Here is a 20,798-nt window from a genome sequence, read left to right as displayed (position 1 = left end):
ACGCGGGAGTTGGTTGTCGCGACGTGCACGTCAGCGGCCCGTCGGGCGGTGCAGGTAGCTGCCCCGCGGCTCGCCCAGGACCTCGCCGCCGTCGAAGATCCGCTGTCCCCGCAGGAACGTGGTCTCGACGGTCGCGCCGATCTCCATGCCGCGGAAGGGCGTGTACTCCTGGGTGGATTCCGAGTCCGCCGGGTCCACCACGAAGGAGCGGTCCGGGTTCACCAGCGCGATGTCGGCGTCGAACCCCGGGGCGATGTCACCCTTGGTGGGCAGGCCGAGGCGCCGGGCGGGGTTGGTCGAGACGAGCTCGGCGACGGTCGACATCGACAGCCCGCGCTTGCGGCCCTCACCGACGAGACCCGGCAGCAGGTACTCGGTTCCGCCGAATCCGGACTTCGCGGCGAACACGTCGTCGTGGTCCTCGCCGAACTTCTTCTCCTCGCGGCAGCAGGCGTGGTCGGAGACGACCCAGCTGACGTCACCGGCGAGCAGGTGCTCCCAGAGCTTCTCGACGTCGGCCCTCGGGCGCAGCGGCGGGTTGACCTTGCCGCCGACGCCGCCGGCCGTGGTCACGTCGGCGAGCAGGTGCCCGATGGTGACCTCGCGCCGGAAGTCCACGTGCGGGAAGGTCTTGGCCATCAGCATCGCGGCCTCCATCGCCTTGCCCGACGACAGGTGCAGCAGGTTGATGGTCGGCAGACCCGTCTCGTGCGCGAGGTAGGAGGCGATGGTCACCGCCAGGCCTTCCGAGTGCGGCGGGCGCGAGGCGCTGTAGGCCTCCAGCCCGGACAGCTCGCCCTCCTCCTCGACCAGCCGCGTGTAGGCGGTCATGATCTCGGCGGTCTCGCAGTGCAGGGACAGCGAGATCTGGTCGGCGATGTCCGGGTTCGCCTCGCGCGCGGCCTGGATGCCGCGCATGACGAACTCGAAGTGGGCGATGTCGTAGCGCTCGCCCTCGGGGATCATCAAGAAGTCGCTCTGGTCGGTCGAGCGGCCGTGCAGCCCGTGGCTCCCGTAGAACATGAAGATCTTGAACGAGGTCACGCCGTGGTCGCGGACCAGCGCGGGGATCTCATCGATGTGCGAGGCCTGCATGGGCGCGAGGTGGAAGGCGTAGTCCACGTAGGACCGTCCCTCGGCGGCGGCGAGCACCTCGGGGAACACCTCCGAGTACGGGCCGCCGCGGTTGAGGTAGTACTGCCCGGTGCGCATGTAGGTCAGCGAGGTCGTCACACCGCCCTGCGCGCACGCGCGGCTCTCGGTGGCCGTGTCGTCGGACAGCGGGTTGTAGATGCCCCAGTGCTGGTGGGCGTCGACGACGCCGGGGAACGCGAGCCGTCCGCGCCCCTCGTGCACCTCGGTGCCCTCCGGAACGGCCAGCCCGGGGCCGACCTCGGAGACGACGCCGCCGGTGACCGCGATGTCGGCGGCGACGGGCTCCCCGCCGCCGGGACGGACGACGCGCACGTCGCGGATGATCAGGTCGGGCTGGGTCATCTGGCACCTTCCGGAGTGAGGGATCGAGTGGTGGAGGCCGACCGGGCGAGGTGCCCGGCGGCGAGGTAGGCGAGGCCCAGCGCGGGCAGCAGGCCGTTGCCCGCCAGGTAGCCGGCCGCGCCGTGGCCGGAGATGCCGGCGGCGGCGCCGCCGGCGGCGTAGAGACCGGGGATCGGTTCCCCGGCGGTGTCGAGGACGCGCGCGTGCTCGTCGACGAGCACACCGCCCTGGGTGTGGAACAGGGCCGGGATGATCTCCACGGCTCGAAGCGGCGCCCCCAGCGGCGTGGCGGTGGTGCGGCCGAACCGGTCGGCCTGCTCCCCCGCCGCGACCCCGGCCAGCGCGTCGAGCTCGGATTCCAGCGGCTCCGCCGGGACCCCGATCAGCTCAGCCAGCTCGGGCACCGAGTCCGCGCTGCGCACCGCGCCCGCCGCCAGGACGTCCTGGTAGTCGCCGAAGGACCGGCACAACCCGTCGATGCGCTCGTCGAACACCAACCATCCGCGCCCACCGGGGCGGGCCGCGAGCGCGGCGGCGTACTCGGAGTACCCGGTGGTCTCGTCGCCGAAGCGCCGCCCGCCGGTGTCGACGACGGCACCGCCGTGCATCACGGCGGTCCAGGTCACGAGGGTCTGCGCGGACGCCGAGAGGGCGGCGTGGCCCTGGTAGGCGTCCAGGAACCCGGTGGCCGCGCCGAGCTCACCGCCGATCCGCAGCGCGTCTCCGCGCGAGTGCTCGCCGCCGTGGTAGTGCGCACCGGCGATCTCGGGCAGGTGCGTCGCGACGAGCGCGGCGTCGGCGCCGTAGCCGTTGGTGGCCAGCAGCACCGCGCGGGTGCTGATCTCCTCGCGCCCGCCGTCCGGGGTCTCGACGACGGCGATCCTGCCGCCGTCACCTCCCGCCTCGACGGTGGTCAGCCGGGCCGGAACCATCAGGTCGATCCGCTCGCTGCGGTCGACCGCCTCCAGCAGGTGGCGCAGCAGGGACGAGCCGTGCCTGCCGGGCAGGCTGTGCACCCTGCGCGCGGAGTGCCCGGGGTAGGCGAAGTCGGTGGGCAGCTCGATCGGCATCCCGACGTGGTCGGCGAGCCATTCGACGAGTTCGGCGCCGACGTGGGCCAGCGCCGAGGCGATCCGCACGTCGGCGGTCCCGCCGGTCTTGCGCTCGACGTCGGCGACGAAGAGCTCCGGCGAGTCGTCGATCCCCGCCGCGGCCTGGAAGCGCGATCCGGGCCCGGGAATCATCGCGGTGGACATCGACGTGTTGTTGCCGCGGCGGAAGTTCTGGTCGGAGTCCACCACGAGCACGTCGAGACCGAGCTCGGCGGCCCGGATCGCGGCGGTCAGCCCGCCACCGGCACCCGCGACCACCAGGTCCACGTCGAACGTCATCGTTCCTCCTCATCCCAGCCAGGCAAACCGTTTCGCTAAGCGGAACACCGTGCCCGACCGTTCGGTGAGGTCGATAACACCAGGTGGCCTGGATAAGTGCAATACTTGCGATGTAAATTCCTTGACACTCGCATCAGCGCCGCACAGTCTTGTTCCGTCTAGCGGTACACAAATCAGCATGAGGAGGATCGCGTGTCGGAGTCGAGCGGCGGGACCGGCGCCACCGAGCGGGTGGCGGACGTCCTGCTGTTGTTCACCTACGGACCTCCCACCCTCGGCGTGAGCCGGGTGTCCCGGGAGCTGGGCCTGTCCAAGGCGGTCGTGCACCGCATTCTGCAGTCCCTGACCAGCCGAAACCTCATCGCCTACGACCCGGAGAGCCGCGAGTACCGGCTCGGGCCCGCGGCGGCGGCGCTGGGCAGCCGGGCGCTGCGCGACTCCGACCTGCGGGCGGCGGCCCTGCCGTTCCTGGCCGAGCTGCGCGACCGCCTGCACGAGACCGTCACGATCAGCGCGAAGGTGCACGGGGGCCGCGTCTACCTCGACCAGGTCGTGGGCAACCACGAGATCACCATGTCGGTGGAGCTCGGCAGGCGGTTCCCGCTGCACGCGGGCTCGTCCGGCAAGTGCATGCTCGCCCACTCCGACCCCGACGAGGTCGACCGGCTGCTGGCCGGCGAGCTCACCGCGCTCACCCCCGCCACCCCGACCGACCCGGACGCGCTGCGGGCCGAACTCGACCGGATCCGCGAGCGCGGCTACGCGGCCTCCGCCGGTGAGCGCCAGGGCGACGCCGGCTCGGTCGCCGTGCCCGTGTTCGGGCCCGGCGGGCTGGTCGGCGCGGTCTCGGTGTGCGGACCGCGGTTCCGGGTCACCGAGGAGTTCGTCGCCGCCACCGCGCCCGAACTGATCGAGACCGCTGACCGGATCACCGCTCGGCTCGGCGGCACCGCACCCGCGCGCGCCGTCCCCACTCCCACCGGAGGGACCCCATGACCCACGACCACCCGGCTGCGCTGGAAGGCCTGAAGGTCCTCGACGCCTCCACCCTGTTCGCGGGCCCGCTGGCCGCCACCCTGCTCGGCGACCACGGCGCCGATGTCATCAAGATCGAGCACCCGCGCGGCGACCCGGCCCGCACCCACGGAGCGCAGAAGGACGGCGTCGGGCTCTGGTGGAAGATGCTGGCCCGCAACAAGCGCGCGATCACGCTGGTGCTGTCCACCCCGCGCGGGCGGGAGCTCTTCCTCGACCTCGCCGCCGACGCCGACGTGGTGATCGAGAACTTCCGGCCCGGAACGCTGGAGCGCTGGGGCCTCGGCTGGGAGGAGCTGTCCGCCCGCAACCCCCGGCTGGTGCTGGCGCGGGTGACCGGGTTCGGCCAGACCGGGCCGTACTCGAGCCGCCCCGGGTTCGGGACGCTCGCCGAGGCGATGAGCGGGTTCGCCGCCATGACCGGTGATCCCGACGGTCCGCCCACCCTGCCGCCGTTCGGGCTCGCCGACGGCGTCGCCGCGTTGACCACGGCGTTCGGCATCATGACCGCGCTGCGCGCCCGGGAGACCACCGGCCGCGGGCAGGTCCTCGACACCGCGATCATCGAACCGCTGCTGCACCTGCTCGGACCGGGGCTGATCGCCTACGACCAGCTCGGGATCCTGCAGCCGCGCACCGGCAACCGCTCCACCAACAACGCCCCGCGCAACACCTACCAGTGCGCCGACGGCCAGTGGGTGGCCGTGTCCACCAGCGCCCACTCCATCGCCGAGCGCGTGATGCGGCTGGTCGGGGCGCCCGAGCTGATCGACGAGCCGTGGTTCGCCAGCGGCGCGAGCCGGGCCGAGCACGTCGAAGAGCTCGACGCGGCCGTCGGCTCCTGGATCGCCGCCCGCGACCGGGACGAGGTCGTCGAGGCCTTCGAGAAGGCCGAAGCGGCGGTGGCGCCGATCTACACGGCCGCCGACGTGCTCGCCGACCCGCACTTCAACGCCCTGGGCAGCATCGTGACGATCGACGACGACGAGCTGGGCCGGGTCCGCTTCCAGAACACCCCGTTCCGGCTGTCGGAGACCCCCGGATCGGTCCGCACCACGGGCCCGAAGCTGGGCGCGCACACCGCCGAGGTCCTGGGCGCGCTCGGCGTCGACGCCGGGGAACTGGAACAGCTGCGGGCGCAGGGGGTCCTGTGACCACCATCGGCCTGGCCCGCAGCTGGCTCTACGTGCCCGGGCACCGCGCGGACCTCGTCGCCAAGGCCCTCGCGGGCCCGGCCGACGCGGTCGTCGTGGACCTGGAGGACTCGGTGCCGCCCGCGCACAAGCAGCGGGCGAGGGAGACGGCCGTTCAGACCTGCGGTTCCCGGCCCGAGGAGGTCTGGGTCCGCGTCAACGGCGCGGGAACCGACTGGTCCGACGACGACGCCTCGGCGCTGACCGGCAGCGGCGCCGCGGGCCTGCGGGTCCCCAAGGCCGAGGACCCCGCGGCCGTCGCCGCGCTGGCCGAGCGGACCGGTCTCCCGCTGCACCTGCTGGTCGAGAGCGCCAAGGGCCTGCGCGCGGCGTTCGACCTCGCCGAATGCCACCCGCTGGTCGCCGGTGTCTCCCCCGGCGAGACCGATCTGGCCGCTGACCTGCGGATCCGCGACCGCCGCGAGCTGTCGTGGGCCCGCTCCCGCATCGTCGCCGCGAACCGCGCGGCAGGGCTGCCCAGCCCGATCGCCAGCGTCTGGACCGACCTGTCCGACCGCACCGGGCTCGCCGAGGACAGCACCGCGATGCGCGACGCGGGGTTCTTCGGCCGCTCGGTGATCCACCCGGGTCAGATCGACCCGGTGCACCACGCCTTCACCCCGGACCGCGACGAGGTCGAGCAGGCCCGCGCTCTGCTCGACGCCCTCGACGTCGCGGGTGATTCCGCGGCGTGGGTCGACGACCGCGGTCGCTTCGTCGACCCGGCCGTCGTCGCCGGTGCCCGCTGGGTGACCGAACTCGCCGACGCGCTCGACGACTCCCCGCACGATCACGACGAACCGGCCGGTGCGCGGCCGGGAAGGAGCAATTCGTGACCACCACCTCCGCAGGCCCCGACCTGCTCGACGCCGTCCGCGCCGGGACGCGGGTGATCGAGCTCGGACATCCGCTCTACACCGGGATGGCGGGTTCGCCGAACCACCCCGGCTTCCGGATGACGCTGGAGCGCCGGCACGGCGACGCGGTCCGCTCGGACGGCGGATCGGCGTCCAACGAGGTCATCGTCACCGGCGGGCACACCGGCACCCACGTCGACGCGCTGGCCCACGTCAGCCACGACGGGCTGCTGCACGGCGGGGTCGACGCCGCCGAGGCCCAGCGCGGCGGCAAGCACACCGTGCACGGTGCGGAGACCATCCCGCCGATGGTCACCCGGGGCGTGTTCCTCGACGTCGCCGCCGCGCACGGGGTGGACGTGCTCGAACCCGGTTACGGCGTGACCGCCGACGACCTCGCGCGGGCCGCGGAACGAGCCGGAGCCGAGCCCGGCCCCGGCGACATCGCCGTGGTGCGCACCGGCTGGGGCCGCCTGTTCGGCGACCCGCAGGCCTACGTCGGCAAGGAGACCGGCGTTCCCGGCATGACCGTGGACGGCGCGAACTGGCTGGCCGAGCGGCGGATCGTCGCGACCGGCTCGGACACCACCGCCTACGAGCAGATCCCGGCAGGCGCCGGGCACCAGGTGCTCCCGGTGCACCGCGTGCTGCTGGTCGACAACGGCATCCACATCGTCGAGCACATGGCCTGCGAGGACGCCTCCGAAGCCGGTCTCGGCGAGTTCCTGGCGGTGTTCGCGCCGCTGCGGATCGTCGGCGCCACCGGAGCTCCGGTCCGCCCGCTGGCGGTGGTCCCGGCATGAACACCCCCGCGCAGCGGATCGGCGAGGTCGGCGCGAAGTTGATCTCAGACGGGGTCGACGACCGGCTGGCCGACGACCTGGTCCGGCGGATCGTGGACGTCATCGGCAACTCCCTGGCAGCCACCCGCGAAGAACCGGCTCGCATCGCGGGCGCGGTCGCCACCGAGTGGGGCGGCGCGCCGCAGGCGACCGGAATCGGCCTGGCGCAACGACTTCCGGCACCTTCGGCGGCGCTGGTCAACGGCACGCTGGCGCACAGCCTGGACTTCGACGACACGCACCTGCCGTCGGTGCTGCACCCGTCGGCGGCCGTCGTCCCGGCGGCGCTGGCGACCGCCGAGCGCACCGGCGCCGGCGGGAAGGCCTTGCTGGCCGCGGCGGCGATGGGCATCGAGGTGACCTGCCGGCTGGGCATGGCGGGTTACGACGAGGAGCTGGGCAACTCGGTGTTCTTCGAGCACGGCCAGCACGCGACCGCGATCTGCGGCGCCGTGGGCGCGGCCGTCGCCTCGGGGATGCTGCAGGGGCTCGACGCCGACCAGCTGACCTCGGTCATCGGCATCGCCGCGAGCATGGGGGCCGGGGTCATCGAGGCCAACCGCACCGGCGGCACGATCAAGCGGGTGCACTGCGGCTGGGCCGCGCACGCGGGCGTGTCGGCCGCAGACCTCGCGAGGCACGGCCTGACCGGGCCGCCGACGGTCATCGAGGGTCGATTCGGCTTCCTGCGCGCGTTCTGCGGTGAGCGGACGCACCCGGAACGGGTCACCGACGGTCTCGGCGAGCAGTGGGAGACGCCCGGGGTGTTCTTCAAGCCCTACCCGTGCAACCACTTCACGCACGCGGGCGTCGACGCGGCGCTGCGGCTGCGCGAGCGCGGGGTGACCGCCGACCAGGTCCGCGAGCTGGTGCTCGGTGTTCCGGCCCCGGTGCTGCGCACGATCGCCGAGCCCGCCGAGGAGAAGCGGAGGCCCCGTTCCGGGTACCACGCGGCGTTCTCCGGCCCCTACACCGTGGCGGCGGCGCTGATCGGTGGCGGCGGGCTGGGGGTGTTCCACGAGGACTTCACCGACGCGGCCGCGGCCGATCCCGCGCGGCTGGACCTCGCCGGGCGGGTGCGGGTCGTCGCCGACGAGGAGGCGACGGCCGGATTCCCGCGCCAGTTCCCGGCGGTGCTCACCGCCGAGCTCGCCGACGGCACGACGGTGACCGAGCGCGTCCGGGAGAACCGGGGCGGGCCGCAGCGACCGCTGTCGGCCGACGAGCTCGCCGCCAAGTTCACCGGCAACGCCGAACGGGCGGTGGGAGCGGACCGAGCCGCCGAGATCGTCGCGTCGCTGTGGGACCTGCGCGACGACCGCCCGGTCGCCGAGGTCATGTCCGGCTTGCAGCGGACCTGAGCCGACCCGGGGCCGAAGCCGTCTCCGGACGGCTTCGGCCTCTGTGGACGGTCATGACTGTGATGACCGGGAAAAACTGATCGCCAGGCATCGCCGCCGGTCAGAGCACCCTTTCGGGAAAATACTGGGAATGATCGGAATTTTCCCGAAAGTGGTGGATCAGTAGTCGAACTGCGGGCTTTCGGTGCGGCTGCGCTTGAGCTCGAAGAAGTACGGGTAGCTGGCCATCGCGACCGCGCCGTCGAAGATCTTCGCGGCCTCCTCGCCCTTGGGGACGCGGGTGATCACCGGGCCGAAGAAGGCGACGCCGTCGACGTGCAGGGTGGGGGTGCCCACCTCGTCGCCGACCGGGTCCATGCCCGCGTGGTGGCTGGCGCGCAGCTCCTCGTCGTACTCGGTGCTGGTGGCGGCCTCGGCGAGCTCGGCGGGCAGGCCGACCTCGGCCAGGGCGCCCTCGATGGCCTCGGTGAAGTCCTTGATCCCCTGGTCGTGGATGCGGGCGCCCAGGGCCGTGTACAGCGGCGCCAGGACCTCGTCGCCGTGGTGCTTGGCCGCGGCGATGCAGACGCGCACCGGTCCCCAGCCGCGCTCCATCAGGTCGAGGTACTCCTCAGGCAGGTCACGCCCCTCGTTGAGCACCGACAGGCTCATGACCCGGAAGTTCAGGTCGAGGTCGCGAACCTTGTCGACCTCCAGGATCCAGCGCGAGGAGACCCAGGCGAACGGGCACAGCGGGTCGAAGTAGAAGTCCACCCGTGGGCGGGCAGCGGCGGTCATCCGTGCCTCCATCAGTCGAAATCGTCCAGGTGCCTGCGCGCGGCACCGCCTCTAGGAGTAGTAACCCCGGTACGGCCGTTTGTCTTCCCGATCAGGTCGACACGCCGATGATCGCGGAGGTGCCTGCCCGGCAGCGCGCCTCCGCCCGGACGTGATTTGATGCCTGCGCCGGGCATCCAACCGGCCATGATCCATCCCCTACGAACTACGAGGTGATCCGTGGCACCGCCGAACCTCACCCGCGAACAGGCCGAGCAGCGCGCCGCGTTGCTGGAGGTCCAGTCCTATGTGATCGAACTGGACCTCTCCGCCGGCGCGGGCGGTGTGGAAGTGGAGACCTTCGGTTCCACGACCACGGTTCGCTTCCGCAGCAACCAGACCGGCGCCGACACCTGGATCGACCTGGTGGCCGACAAGGTGCACGGCGCGGTGCTCAACGGTGTCGAGCTCGACGTCTCCGACTACGACGAGTCCACCGGAATCCGCCTGCCCGGCCTGGCCGCCGAGAACGAGCTCGTGGTGCGCGCCGACTGCGCCTACACCAACACCGGCGAAGGTCTGCACCGCTTCATCGACCCGGTCGACGGCGCGGTCTACCTCTACAGCCAGTTCGAAACCGCCGACGCGAAGCGGATGTTCACCTGCTTCGACCAGCCCGATCTGAAGGCGACCTACCAGATCACGGTGGACGCCCCGGGCGACTGGAAGGTCATCTCCAACGCCGCCGGCGAGGTCACCGAGACCGGAGCGGGCAAGCGCCACACCTTCGACACCACCAAGCCGATGTCCACCTACCTGGTGGCGCTGGTGGCCGGTCCCTACGCCGAGTGGCGCGACACCTTCCCCGGTGAGGACGGGCAGGAGGCGATCCCGCTGGGGATCTACTGCCGCGCCTCGCTGGCCGAGCACCTCGACGCCGAGCGCCTGTTCACCGAGACCAAGCAGGGATTCGGCTTCTACCACAAGGCTTTCGGAGTCCCGTACCCGTTCGGCAAGTACGACCAGTGCTTCGTGCCGGAGTTCAACGCGGGCGCGATGGAGAACGCCGGCTGCGTGACCTTCCTCGAGGACTACGTGTTCCGGTCGAAGGTCACCGGCTACCTCTACGAGCGCCGCGCCGAGACCGTGCTGCACGAGATGGCGCACATGTGGTTCGGCGACCTGGTCACCATGCGCTGGTGGAACGACCTGTGGCTCAACGAGTCCTTCGCGACCTGGGCCAGCGTCCTCGCGCAGGTCGGCGCGACCGAGTACGACGCCGCCTGGACGACCTTCGCCAGCGTCGAGAAGTCCTGGGCCTACCGCCAGGACCAGCTGCCCTCCACCCACCCGGTGGCCGCCGACATCCCGGACCTGCAGGCCGTGGAGGTCAACTTCGACGGCATCACCTACGCCAAGGGCGCTTCGGTGCTCAAGCAGCTGGTGGCCTACGTCGGTCTGGACAACTTCCTGGCCGGGCTGCGGGTCTACTTCGACCGCCACGCGTGGAGCAACGCCACCCTCGACGACCTGCTCAAGGCGCTGGAGGGGGCGTCCGGCCGGGACCTGTCCTGGTGGAGCGCGCAGTGGCTGGAGACCACCGGCCTGAACATGCTGCGCCCGCGCTTCAGCACCGACGACGAGGGCCGGTTCACCCAGTTCTCGGTGGTGCAGAACGGCGCCCGCCCCGGTGCCGGTGAGCTGCGCACGCACCGCCTGGCGATCGGCGTCTACGACGACGAGGGCGGCAAGCTGGTGCGCAAGCACCGCGTCGAGCTCGACGTGACCGGCGAGGTCACCGAGGTCCCGGACCTGGTCGGCGTGCACCGCGGGAAGCTCGTTCTGGTCAACGACGACGACCTGACCTACTGCTCGCTGCGCTTCGACCCCGAGTCGCTGGCCACCCTGGTGGACCGGATCGGCGACATCGACGAGTCGCTGCCGCGCGCGCTGTGCTGGTCGACGGCGTGGGAGATGACCCGCGAGGCCGAGCTGAAGGCCCGCGACTTCGTGACCCTGGTCCTGGGCGCCTCGGCCGAAGGCGGCATCGGCGCGGAGAGCCAGATCGGCGTGGTCCAGCGGGTCCTGCTGCAGACGCAGACCGCGCTGAACTCCTACGTCGACCCGTCGTGGCAGGCGGAGGGCTGGCGGCGGTTCAGCTCGCGGCTGTTCGAGCTGGCCCGCGCGGCCGAGCCTGGCTCGGACCACCAGCTGGCGTTCGTCAACTCGCTGGCGGGTTCGGTGCTGTCCGACGAGCAGGTCGGCGAGCTGCGCGGCTGGCTCGACGGTTCCGCTCCGCTGGAGGGCCTGACGGTCGACACCGACCTGCGCTGGGGCCTGCTGCAGGCCCTGGTCGCGCACGGTGCGGCCGGTGAGGCGGAGATCGACGCGGAGCTGGAGTCCGACCAGACCGCGACCGGCCGCCGCCGCGCCGAGCGGGCCCGCGCCTTGATCCCCACCGCGGGATCGAAGGAGAAGGCGTGGCAGCGCGCGGTGCACGACGACCAGCTGCCGAACGCGGTCAGCGACTCGATCATCGCCGGCTTCCAGCACCCCGCGCAGCGGGAGCTGCTGGCGCCGTACGTGCAGCGGTACTTCGAGTCGATCGACGAGGTCTGGCAGCGCCGCTCCAGCGAGCGGGCTCAGCCGACGGTGATCGGGCTGTTCCCGTCCTGGGCCGTCACCGACGAGACCGTCACCGCGGCCGACCAGTGGCTGGCCGGTGAGCGCCCCGCCGCGCTGCGCCGACTGGTCTCCGAGGGCCGCGCGGGCATCGTCCGCGCCCTCGCGGCCCGCGAGTTCGACCGCTCGTAACTCCTGATCGCACGACGAAAGCCGCCCCGGCCGAGAACGACCGGGGCGGCTTTCGTCGTGCGCAAGAGACGTGAGCGTTGTTGAAAAACGCGGCGGAGCCGCTGCTTCAGGTGTGGGACTCAGCTCGCTCCGCCGCGGGTTCTGACACGTCTTCTGGCGAGGACAGCCGTTGCGCCGTGTATTGGACATACATAAGCAACGGATCCCGCAGCCAGAAGACGTGTCAGGTTCCGCCACCCGCACCGCTGAGCAAAGCGAGCGCGGAGACTGTGTCAGTGGTCGGACTGCTTCTTGAAGGAGGTGCCTGCTGCGTCGGAGAGCATGCGGACGGCGCTGACCAGTCCGTCGATGATCTCGTCCTCCTTGAAGGAGGCGACCATGCTCATCGCGGCCAGCTGGCAGGTGCGGTCCGGGATGCGGCGGTGGGCCTCTTCGCCGGTCACGATCTCGAACTTGCGCTGACCCGGCGACACCGCGATCAGCACGCCCTCGGAGGCCTGCGCGCCGAGGTTGGCGTGCAGCTCCTCGGCCTGCTTGCGGGTGTCCTCGCCGAGGTCACCGAGGTAGACGGCGAACTCCAGCCCGGTGCTGCGACTGGCCACGGCCATCGCCTCGTCGAGCCGGGCGAGCTCACCGGCGCTGAAGGGAAGTCGCGGACGCTCGGGCTCGACGCGTCGCGCCACGGACATGCGGCCGGTCGACATGCGCGCCTCACCTGCGCCGAGCTCGTCGGCATCCGCGGTCCGACCCGCGATCTCACCAGTTGCCACGTGCGCCTCCCCGAGCCGTGACGGGCCGTGCGTCGTCCGGCACGCCCTCTCCTTCGCCGTCCGCCGAGACCGCGGTGTTCACGCCCTGCGGGTTGGCGGACCAGAACACCGGGGCGAAGTCCCAGTCCTGACCGGCGCTGTAGCGCGCGCGGGACAGCTTGGGCCACATCGCGATGAGCACGATCACGCCATAGATGGCCGCTGGGACCACCGCCAGGTACAGCACACTCTCCACGACAGTCACGCCCAGTACGGTAGCCGATGACCAAGGTTTCGTGTGCGCGTCCTCGCGCGCGTCTCGGCCTCGAGCCGCCTCCGGCACGATGATCATCCGGCATTTCGCCCGAAGCGGCGGGCTCGCTCCCGCCGCCCGCGAAGCGCCGCTCCCGCGATCGTCGAGGCGCTCAGCGCCCCGGAATTTCACCTGTCACCCGACACCGGGGCTATCATGTGACCCAAATCACCCGCTGTAACTCGTTCGGAGCAATGTTTGCGGCCGAACGGAGTCGGACCGGACGGGGGCAATGCGGGGCAGGTTGGCGGCTTGTTCTGAGCGGTTCCTGATCATAGCTTTTCACCTGTATGGGTCTTGCATATTTGATCACATGCGCTCAAACCACCCTACGTATGCGGGAGGCACACAATGTCGATCATCGAAGCCGCCACTCAGACCAACGAACTCACCCTTCCGATGAGCGGCCGGCCACTCGCTGATCACGGAGTGCGCATCAGCAACAGCCGTCGCGACGGCGTCCGCATCAGCAGCCTCGACGACGGCGTGCGCATCAGCGGCAGGCACGACGGAGTGCGCATCAGCGGCAAGCACGACGGAGTCCGGATCAGCGGCAAGCGCGACGGAGTCCGGATCAGCGGCCTCGACGACGGTGTCCGGATCAGCGGGCGGCGCGATGGCGTGCGCATCAGCGGCAAGCACGACGGCGTGCGCATCAGCGGACGGCGTGACGGCGTGCGCATCAGCGGTCGCGCCCGCGGAGTTCGGATCAGCTGATCCGCGCCGCCGCGGACGCGCCCGGTGCGAGGATCACGCCGCCGACTCGCCCAGGTACGGCAACCACAGCGGGTCCGTCTCGGACAGGCCCGCCAGCAATCGCCAGTGGCGGCCTCGCGGAGCCTGCGGGGCCACCGGCAGCCGCCAGCCCAGCTCGCTCAGCGTCTTGTCGGCCTTGCGGTGGTTGCACTTGGTGCAGCAGGCGACGCAGTTCTCCCACGTGTGCGGCCCCCCGCGACTGCGCGGGAGAACATGATCTATCGTTTCCGCTCGTGCGCCGCAGTAGACGCACCGGTGGTTGTCCCGGAGCATCAACGCTGCCCGGGTCAGCGGAACCCGGCCGCGGTACGGCACGCGCACGAAGTTGCTCAACCTGATCACGGACGGGATCTCGACCTCGGCGGTCGCCGAGTGCAGGGTCATCCCGGCCGAGTCGCCGTGGACCACCTCGGCCTTGCCGCAGACGACCATCACGATGGCTCGGCGCAGCGGGAGCGCGGTGAGGGGCTCGAAGGTCGTGTTGAGCAGCAGCACCCGGCGCTTGCGCCACGAGGTGGCGTGACCAGGAGGCCGATCCGCCTGCGGCGGCCCGGAGCCTCGGCCCATCGGGCACAGCGGGGCCCGCGACGCGAGGCCGGTTGCCTTCAGCGCCGGTTGTCGGATCGGTTGTCGGTCTGGCACGCGACCACCTCCACCGGTGTCGGGCAAAGTTCAGCACAGAACCCGGCCCGAACGCACGTGTGATTCGACACGCCACGCCGGTGAGCAAGATCCGCCGACCGTTTTCGCAGGTGACCGCCCCGTGGAGCGATCTCCGTCGGCTCGTCTTCCGTCTCCGGCGCTTCCTCCACCATTGTCGATCAGCCGAGGGGAAAACGGTTGATCATCTCGGGTGAATCGGCTCCGCGCCGCCGTCGGACCCCCTTCCACGCCCCTCCGCAGCACGTATTGTCGCGATCGTGACCGACGTTCGAACACCCTTGAGCTATCCCGCCACCGCTCGCGAAGAGATCGCGGAGACCCTGCACGGCCGCGAGGTCGCCGACCCGTACCGGTGGCTGGAGGACGCCTCCTCGCCGAGCACCGAGGCGTGGTCGGCGGCTCAGAACGAGCTCGCCCGCACCTGGCTCGACGCGCTGCCCGGCCGCGAGTCGGTCGCCGAGCGGATGCGGTCGCTGCTGGCGGCGGGCGCGGTGGGCGCTCCCCTGTGGCGCGCGGGACGCGCGTTCTTCACACGCCGCGAGCCCGGCCAGGAGTTCGGCGTGCTGCACGTGCGCGAGGCCGATGGCACCGAGCGGGTGCTGCTGGACGTCACCGAGCTCGACCCGTCGGGGCTGACGACGCTGGACAGCTGGGTGCCGAGCCTGGAGGGCGACCTGCTCGCCTACCAGATCTCGGTGGGCGGCGACGAGGAGTCGCTGCTGCACGTCATGGACGTGGCCACCGGTGAGCTCGTCGAGGGTCCGATCGACCGCTGCCGCTACTCGACGATCTCCTGGATGCCCGGCGGTGAGGAGTTCTTCTACGTCCGCCGGCTGTCGCCGGAGCTGGTGCCCGAGGGCGAGGAGCAGTTCCACCGCCGCGTGTGGCGGCACCGCGTGGGCACCGATCCCGAGCAGGACGTGCTGGTGCACGGCACGGGCCTGGACCACACCTTCTACTACGGCACGCACGTCTCCCGGGACGGCCGCTGGCTGATCATCGAGGGCAGCATGGGCACGGCCCGCCGCGACTCGGTGTGGATCGCGGACCTCTCCGACGGCACCGGGGCCCCGAGCCTGCGCCAGATCGTGGACACCACCGACGGCTACCGGGTCGGCGCCTGGGTGGAGCGGGACGGCCGGCTGTACGTGATGACCACGAAGGACGCCCCGCGCTGGCGGCTGTGCGTGGCCGATCCCACGGCCCCGGAACCGGAGAACTGGACCGAGCTGATCGCCGAGGAGCCCGATTCGGTGCTCGACGCGGTCCGCTACTTCGACGGCGACCAGCCGCGCCTGGTGGTGCTGCGCACCCGGCACGCGGTCTCCGAGCTGACCTTGCACGACCCGGCCACGGGTGAGCGCACCGGTGAGATCGCGCTGCCCGCGACGGGCCAGGTCACGGCCCTGACCACGGTCGACTCGGCCACCGAGCGGCACCGCGACCGGTTGTGGATCGGCTGGACCGACTTCGCGACCCCGCCGTGCGTGCACGCCTACGACCGCAGCACCGGCGAGATGACCTTGGAGACGAGCGCTCCGGGAGCGGTCGAGCTGCCCGAGGTGCACACCCGGCAGGTCACCTACCGGTCCGCCGACGGCACCGAGGTGCGGATGTTCGTGCTGGCGCCGGTCGCCGAGCCGGACCGCCCGCGCCCGGTGTTCCTGACCGGCTACGGCGGGTTCTCGCTGTCCCGCGAGCCCGGCTACATGCCGTCGGCGCTGACCTGGGTGGCGGCCGGTGGCGTGTGGGCGCTGCCGTCGCTGCGCGGTGGCGGCGAGGAGGGCGAGGAGTGGCACGTCGCCGGGATGCGCGAGCAGAAGCAGCACACCTTCGACGACTTCCACGCCGCCGCCGAGCACCTGATCGACCAGGGCTGGACGACCTCGGACCAGGTGGCGATCTCGGGCGGCTCCAACGGCGGTCTGCTCGTCGGCGCGGCGCTGACGCAGCGGCCGGAGCTGTACCGGGCGGTGGTGTGCTCGGCCCCGCTGCTGGACATGGTGCGCTACGAGCGGTTCCTGCTCGGCCGGACCTGGAACGACGAGTACGGCACGGCCGATGATCCGGAGGAGCTGGGCTGGCTGCTGTCCTACTCGCCGTACCACAACGTGACCGAGCACACGGCCTATCCGTCGGTGCTGTTCACGGTCTTCGAGTCCGACTCGCGCGTGGACCCCAACCACGCTCGCAAGATGTGCGCGGCGCTGCAGCACGCGACCAGTTCGGATCCGGGCAAAAGGCCCATTCTGATCCGCCGCGAGACCGAGGTGGGACACGCCGCCCGTTCCGTGTCCCGTACCGTGGGGCTGACGACCGACCAGCTCACCTTCCTCGCGGAGGCAACCGGTCTCGTGTTGGACTGAGCCCCGAACTCGGTTCCGGCGGACCGGTTTTCGATCATCGTGCGCGGCGGGGCGCGCACGACGCTCGGGCCGGTCGGTAGCCGACGCCTCACGGCGCGACCCCACGAACGACAGCCCATGGAGAAACCCCCGTACCCATGAATCTGCCGCTTTTATCCCAGCCGCCGACGTGCGACCCGACCGAACGCTGGTGCCAGGCGGTCTTCGACTGGACCCAGAACGCGTGGCTGGCGTCCTACGCCGACCTGCTCATCGCCAAGCCCCTGCAGATCGTGCTGGTGCTGCTCATAGCCTTCCTCGTGCGTTGGCTGGTGCACCGGACGATCAACCGCCTCACCCGCGGCAACGGCAAGCCCCCGAAGCTGCTCTCGCCGCTGCGCGAGCGCCGCGGTGACAGCCTCACCTACGAGCTGCTCTCCGAGCGGCGCAGGCAGCGCGCCAAGACCATCGGCTCGGTGCTGAAGTCGCTGACCTCGTTCCTGATCTTCGGTCTGGCCGTCATCTACGTCCTGCAGGTGCTGGGCGTGCAGATCGCCCCGGTGCTGGCCTCGGCCGGTGTGCTGGGCGTGGCCGTCGCCTTCGGTGCGCAGAACCTCGTGCGGGACTTCCTGTCCGGCATGTTCATGATGGTCGAGGACCAGTACGGCGTCGGTGACGTCGTCGACCTGGGCGAGGCCAGCGGTTCGGTCGAGGCGGTGGGCCTGCGGGTGACCACGCTGCGCGACATCAACGGCACCGTCTGGTACGTCCGCAACGGCGAGATCCTGCGCGTGGGCAACTCGTCGCAGGGCTTCGCGGTCGCGGTCGTGGACTTCCCGATCTCGCACAACTCCGACGTGCAGAAGGCCATCGAGGTCGCGGGCAAGGTCGCCACGGACGCCACGTCCAAGGAGCCGCTGTCCAACGACGTCCTCGAGCCGCCGGAGATGCTGGGCGTCGACCAGATCACCTCGGACACGGTCACCCTGCGGCTGACGGTGAAGGTCCGCCCCGGCCGCCAGTGGGCGGTCCAGCGCAGGCTCCGGGTGGAGGTCAAGCGGGCCTACGACGACTCGGCCATCGAGCCGCCGTACCCCAACGGCCGCCCGCTGCCCCCCGACACCGTCTCCACGACGAGCTGACCAGCAGGATCCCCCGCGCCGAACCGATCGGCCGGGGGATCCGCATCTGTTCAGGGCGTGCGGTTCCCTCCGCGCGGCAGCGACGGATCGCGTCCGACCGACCACTGAAACCGGCGAAGCACCACCTGAGAGGATGGAAGTGTGACTTCCGTGGAGAGTTTCTACGAGCAGGTCGGCGGCGAAGCCACCTTCCACCAGATCGTCGCCCGCTTCTACGAAGAGGTGGCCAAGGACGAGCTGCTGCGCCCGCTCTACCCCGAGGAAGACCTCGGGCCCGCCGAGGAGCGGCTGCGGCTGTTCCTGATGCAGTACTGGGGTGGCCCGCACACCTACTCCGACCAGCGCGGACACCCCCGCCTGCGGATGCGGCACGCGCCGTTCAAGATCGGTCCGGTCGAGCGCGACGCCTGGCTGCGCTGCATGCGCATCGCCGTGGACGAGGCCCAGTTGAAGCCCGAACACCGCGACCAGCTCTGGCAGTACCTGGAGATGGCCGCCAACAGCATGATCAACTCGTGGTTCTGAGCGGCGGACCCGATCTAGGAGCGAAGGACCTGGTGATGCAGCAGGTGGGCACGCAGGATTACCTCGGTGAGCGACCGTGGTGGTTCGACGCGGTGTGCTACCAGATCGACGTCGGCGCGTTCGCCGACGCCGACGGTGACGGAGTCGGCGACCTCGACGGGATTCGCGGCAGGCTCGGTTACCTGGAGCTGCTGGGCGTGGACGTGATCGTGCTGGCGGGCATCGCCGGTTCAGATCCGGCCTCCCCCGCCCTGGCCAGCTTGCTGAGCGAAGCGCGCAGCAACGGGTTGCGGGTGCTGCTGGCGATCGACGTCGACCCCTCGCGCACCGACCCCGGTCCGGTGCTGCGCCCGTGGCTGGACAACGGGATCGACGGATTCCACCTGGCCCCGCGCAACGACCCCGCGGACGCGGTCGGCGCGGTGCTCGCCGACTACCCGGGCCGGATCGTGATCGGCAGCGGCACAGGAAGCTGGCAGCTGCTGTTCGGCCTGGGCCTGGCGGTGGCGGGCTTCTCCGCGGATCCGGTGCGCAAGGCGATCACGACGGTGCTGGACGCCCGCGGCCCGCGTCCCGCGTGGGCGATGGCCAGCCGGGACAGCACGCGCATCCGCGACCACGCGGCGTTGACGCCGGTGCGCGCGATGGCGCTGGTGCAGCTGGCGCTGCCGGGAGCGGTGTGCCTGCGGCACGGCGAGGAGCTGGGTCTGCCGGGGACCGAGCGGATCCGGATGCCCTGGGAGGGCCTCATGCGGCCCTTCGGGTTCTCGGCGGCGCGGGCCGACTGGTCGTCGATCCCGCACGACTGGGTCCACTTCACCGTCGAGGCGCAGCTGGAGGACGAGGAGTCCACGCTGTCGCTGTACCGGCACGCCTTGGAGATGCGGGCGACGCACCCGGCGTTCACCGGCGACGACGTGGAGTGGTTCGGCGCCCCGGAGGACTGCTTCGCGTTCCGCCGGGTCGGCAGCAGCCTGATCTGCGCGCTGAACACCTCGGCGGAGCCGGTTCCGCTGCCGCCCGGTGAGGTGCTGCTGAGCTCTCGGCCGCTGGTCGCGGGTGAGTTGCCGCCGGGCAGCACCGCCTGGCTGGTGTGAGCGGGACCTCGCCAACGCGGGCAGGTTCCCGGGGGCGTCGAAGCGGTCGGTAGATTTCCGGCCAACGTCCCCGACCTCAAGTGGATGTCATGACTGCTGTTGCGCCCGAACGGACTTCACCTCGGGTGCGGCGAGCTACCGGAAAACCGGGCCGCCTGGTCGGCGTGGACGTCGCCCGCTTCGTGGCGGTGTTCGGCATGTTCTGCATCCACTTCGGCGTGCCGTTCGCGGGCGGCTGGCCCGAGGTGTGGCTGGCGCAGTTCTTCTCCGGCCGGTCGACCGCGCTGTTCACGTTCCTGGCCGGGGTGTCGCTGGCCCTGATGACCGGGCGGTCGACGCCGCCGACGGGCCAGGCGCTGCGCGACGCGAGCCGGCGGGTGGCGGTGCGCGCGGCCGTGCTGCTGGTGCTCGGCCTGGCGCTGGCGAAGGCGACCGAGGCGACCGGCTTCCTGCTGACCGTGATCATCCCGTTCTACGGCGTGTACTTCCTGCTGGCGGTGCCGTTCCTGCGGCTGCGGGCGCGCGGCTTGATCACCGCTGCGGCGGTGAGCGCGGCGCTGGGGCCGCAGCTGTCGTTCGTGCTGCGCGGTTGGAACGCCGCCGACACGCCCATGTCGGCTCTGGTGTCGCTGGTCAACAGCGTCGATCCCGGGCACCTGATCGCCGAAGAGGGCATCTTCGACCTGCTGCTGTTCGGGTTCTACCCCGCCGCGTCCTACCTGCCGCTGGTGCTGGCGGGGCTGGCGGTCGGGCGGATGGACCTGACCTCCGCGAGGGTCCGGCTGCGGATCGGCCTGTTCGGATTCGTGATGTCGCTGATCGGCTACCAGGTGTCGTTCCAACTGGTGCCGATCGGCCCGCCGAACCCCGTGGAGGGCACGATCCCGGTCGGGCACCCGGAGTGGTTGCTGGCCGCCAACGCGCACAGCGGGACGACCTTCGAACTGCTGGGTTCGGGCGGGATCGCGCTGGTCATCCTGGCCGTCTGCCTGGAGCTGGCGGACCGGACCGGGCGTGCGCTGACACCGCTGGCCAAGGCCGGTTCGATGGCGCTGACGCTGTACGCGGCGCACGCTCTGGCGCTGGCCTGGCAGATCGTCACCGGCGGCTGGCCGCTGAGCGGCGTCCCGGAGAACCTCGCTCACCTCGCCAGCATGGGTCCGGCGCTGCCGCTGGACGACCCGAACATGCCGTGGTTCCCGCGCGACGGTCAGCAGCCGACGGGGCTCGTGGCGTTCGTGAACACCTTCATGCCGGAGGTGTTCCTGGTCTTCACGTTCACCTTCACCTACACCTGGCGCCACTTCTTCCGCCGAGGCCCCCTCGAAGCCCTCGTCAGCGACATCGTCCGCTGGTCCACCAAACCCCGCCGCATCCCCACACCCTGACCCGACCACCCCAGCAATCGGCTCCGCGACCACACCGGCAGTCACCACTTCCCCCGGAATACCGCCGCAATCAG

Annotated in this window: 18 protein-coding genes; 12 read left to right on the top strand and 6 right to left on the bottom strand. The window is 71.2% G+C overall.

The window, feature by feature from the left end:
- Window positions 1-30: 30 nt before the first annotated feature.
- Together E1181_RS14490 and E1181_RS14485 are read right to left on the bottom strand one after the other, a co-directional pair.
- Complete coding sequence (locus E1181_RS14490; RefSeq protein ID WP_132674990.1) at window positions 31-1,497, bottom strand: dihydroorotase; 1,467 nt, start codon at window positions 1,495-1,497, stop codon at window positions 31-33.
- On the bottom strand, window positions 1,494-2,888 hold the full coding sequence (locus tag E1181_RS14485) for an FAD-dependent oxidoreductase (RefSeq protein ID WP_207922150.1): 1,395 nt from the start codon (window positions 2,886-2,888) through the stop codon (window positions 1,494-1,496). Before E1181_RS14485 ends, E1181_RS14490 begins: the two co-directional genes overlap by 4 nt.
- Before the next feature lie 192 nt (window positions 2,889-3,080).
- Here E1181_RS14485 and E1181_RS14480 point away from each other — a divergent pair, with 192 nt between their 5' ends.
- The 5 genes from E1181_RS14480 to E1181_RS14460 are packed head-to-tail and all read left to right on the top strand — an operon-like array spanning window position 3,081 to window position 8,176.
- Window positions 3,081-3,884 (top strand): IclR family transcriptional regulator, encoded by an 804-nt coding sequence (locus E1181_RS14480; protein ID WP_132674988.1) that lies wholly within the window; start codon window positions 3,081-3,083, stop codon window positions 3,882-3,884.
- The gene (locus E1181_RS14475; RefSeq protein ID WP_132674986.1) at window positions 3,881-5,077 is read left to right on the top strand and encodes a CaiB/BaiF CoA transferase family protein; all 1,197 of its coding nucleotides are present in this window, start codon (window positions 3,881-3,883) and stop codon (window positions 5,075-5,077) included. Before E1181_RS14480 ends, E1181_RS14475 begins: the two co-directional genes overlap by 4 nt.
- On the top strand, window positions 5,074-5,952 hold the full coding sequence (locus E1181_RS14470; RefSeq protein ID WP_235876770.1) for an HpcH/HpaI aldolase/citrate lyase family protein: 879 nt from the start codon (window positions 5,074-5,076) through the stop codon (window positions 5,950-5,952). Before E1181_RS14475 ends, E1181_RS14470 begins: the two co-directional genes overlap by 4 nt.
- Window positions 5,949-6,776, top strand: coding sequence for a cyclase family protein (locus E1181_RS14465; RefSeq protein WP_235876769.1), 828 nt, complete (start codon window positions 5,949-5,951; stop codon window positions 6,774-6,776). The genes E1181_RS14470 and E1181_RS14465 overlap by 4 nt, the downstream gene beginning before the upstream one ends.
- Window positions 6,773-8,176, top strand: a complete 1,404-nt coding sequence (locus E1181_RS14460; RefSeq protein WP_132674984.1) for an MmgE/PrpD family protein — start codon at window positions 6,773-6,775, stop codon at window positions 8,174-8,176. Before E1181_RS14465 ends, E1181_RS14460 begins: the two co-directional genes overlap by 4 nt.
- A gap of 159 nt (window positions 8,177-8,335) precedes the next feature.
- On the opposite strand, the gene E1181_RS14455 is transcribed toward E1181_RS14460, so the two are convergent.
- The gene (locus E1181_RS14455; protein WP_132674982.1) at window positions 8,336-8,953 is read right to left on the bottom strand and encodes a mycothiol-dependent nitroreductase Rv2466c family protein; all 618 of its coding nucleotides are present in this window, start codon (window positions 8,951-8,953) and stop codon (window positions 8,336-8,338) included.
- Window positions 8,954-9,172: 219 nt separating this feature from the next.
- Here E1181_RS14455 and pepN point away from each other — a divergent pair, with 219 nt between their 5' ends.
- A complete protein-coding gene (pepN, locus tag E1181_RS14450; protein ID WP_132674980.1) occupies window positions 9,173-11,746 on the top strand; it encodes an aminopeptidase N in 2,574 nt (857 codons plus the stop codon).
- A gap of 272 nt (window positions 11,747-12,018) precedes the next feature.
- Here the strand turns inward: pepN and E1181_RS14445 are convergent, their stop codons facing one another.
- On the bottom strand, window positions 12,019-12,516 hold the full coding sequence (locus E1181_RS14445) for a DUF5130 family protein (RefSeq protein WP_132674978.1): 498 nt from the start codon (window positions 12,514-12,516) through the stop codon (window positions 12,019-12,021).
- The gene (ctaJ, locus tag E1181_RS14440; RefSeq protein WP_132674976.1) at window positions 12,503-12,760 is read right to left on the bottom strand and encodes an aa3-type cytochrome oxidase subunit CtaJ; all 258 of its coding nucleotides are present in this window, start codon (window positions 12,758-12,760) and stop codon (window positions 12,503-12,505) included. The genes E1181_RS14445 and ctaJ overlap by 14 nt, the downstream gene beginning before the upstream one ends.
- A 399-nt stretch (window positions 12,761-13,159) precedes the next feature.
- On the opposite strand from ctaJ, the gene E1181_RS14435 reads away from it, so the two are divergent.
- Window positions 13,160-13,525 carry a hypothetical protein gene (locus tag E1181_RS14435; protein ID WP_132674974.1) on the top strand — a complete coding sequence of 122 codons (366 nt, stop codon included), beginning with the start codon at window positions 13,160-13,162 and terminating at the stop codon, window positions 13,523-13,525.
- 33 nt (window positions 13,526-13,558) lie between these two features.
- On the opposite strand, the gene E1181_RS14430 is transcribed toward E1181_RS14435, so the two are convergent.
- The gene (locus E1181_RS14430) at window positions 13,559-14,206 is read right to left on the bottom strand and encodes an HNH endonuclease (RefSeq protein WP_235876768.1); all 648 of its coding nucleotides are present in this window, start codon (window positions 14,204-14,206) and stop codon (window positions 13,559-13,561) included.
- Window positions 14,207-14,484: 278 nt separating this feature from the next.
- On the opposite strand from E1181_RS14430, the gene E1181_RS14425 reads away from it, so the two are divergent.
- The 5 genes from E1181_RS14425 to E1181_RS14405 all read left to right on the top strand — a co-directional run bounded on the left by E1181_RS14425 (window position 14,485) and on the right by E1181_RS14405 (window position 20,724).
- The gene (locus E1181_RS14425) at window positions 14,485-16,593 is read left to right on the top strand and encodes a prolyl oligopeptidase family serine peptidase (protein ID WP_132674972.1); all 2,109 of its coding nucleotides are present in this window, start codon (window positions 14,485-14,487) and stop codon (window positions 16,591-16,593) included.
- Between the two features lie 137 nt (window positions 16,594-16,730).
- A complete protein-coding gene (locus E1181_RS14420) occupies window positions 16,731-17,714 on the top strand; it encodes a mechanosensitive ion channel family protein (RefSeq protein ID WP_132674970.1) in 984 nt (327 codons plus the stop codon).
- 141 nt (window positions 17,715-17,855) lie between these two features.
- Entirely contained in the window at window positions 17,856-18,239 is a 384-nt protein-coding gene (locus E1181_RS14415; RefSeq protein WP_132674968.1) for a globin, read from the top strand.
- 35 nt (window positions 18,240-18,274) lie between these two features.
- On the top strand, window positions 18,275-19,336 hold the full coding sequence (locus E1181_RS14410; RefSeq protein WP_132674966.1) for an alpha-amylase family glycosyl hydrolase: 1,062 nt from the start codon (window positions 18,275-18,277) through the stop codon (window positions 19,334-19,336).
- Window positions 19,337-19,461: 125 nt separating this feature from the next.
- Window positions 19,462-20,724 carry a heparan-alpha-glucosaminide N-acetyltransferase domain-containing protein gene (locus E1181_RS14405; RefSeq protein ID WP_235876767.1) on the top strand — a complete coding sequence of 421 codons (1,263 nt, stop codon included), beginning with the start codon at window positions 19,462-19,464 and terminating at the stop codon, window positions 20,722-20,724.
- Window positions 20,725-20,798 lie beyond the last annotated feature (74 nt).

It is taken from the genome of Saccharopolyspora terrae, assembly GCF_004348435.1.
GTDB classification, from domain to species: Bacteria; Actinomycetota; Actinomycetes; order Mycobacteriales; family Pseudonocardiaceae; genus Saccharopolyspora; species Saccharopolyspora endophytica.
This window is presented reverse-complemented; position numbering and strand designations above follow the sequence as displayed.

Excerpts from the sequence above, each read along its gene's own strand:
- E1181_RS14475 (WP_132674986.1), top strand. The coding sequence starts at position 3,881 with ATGACCCACGACCACCCGGCTGCGCTGGAAGGCCTGAAGGTCCTCGAC.
- E1181_RS14490 (WP_132674990.1), bottom strand. The coding sequence starts at position 1,497 with ATGACCCAGCCCGACCTGATCATCCGCGACGTGCGCGTCGTCCGTCCC.
- E1181_RS14410 (WP_132674966.1), top strand. The coding sequence starts at position 18,275 with ATGCAGCAGGTGGGCACGCAGGATTACCTCGGTGAGCGACCGTGGTGG.
- E1181_RS14460 (WP_132674984.1), top strand. The coding sequence starts at position 6,773 with ATGAACACCCCCGCGCAGCGGATCGGCGAGGTCGGCGCGAAGTTGATC.
- E1181_RS14435 (WP_132674974.1), top strand. The coding sequence starts at position 13,160 with ATGTCGATCATCGAAGCCGCCACTCAGACCAACGAACTCACCCTTCCG.
- E1181_RS14455 (WP_132674982.1), bottom strand. The coding sequence starts at position 8,953 with ATGACCGCCGCTGCCCGCCCACGGGTGGACTTCTACTTCGACCCGCTG.
- E1181_RS14485 (WP_207922150.1), bottom strand. The coding sequence starts at position 2,888 with ATGACGTTCGACGTGGACCTGGTGGTCGCGGGTGCCGGTGGCGGGCTG.
- E1181_RS14420 (WP_132674970.1), top strand. The coding sequence starts at position 16,731 with ATGAATCTGCCGCTTTTATCCCAGCCGCCGACGTGCGACCCGACCGAA.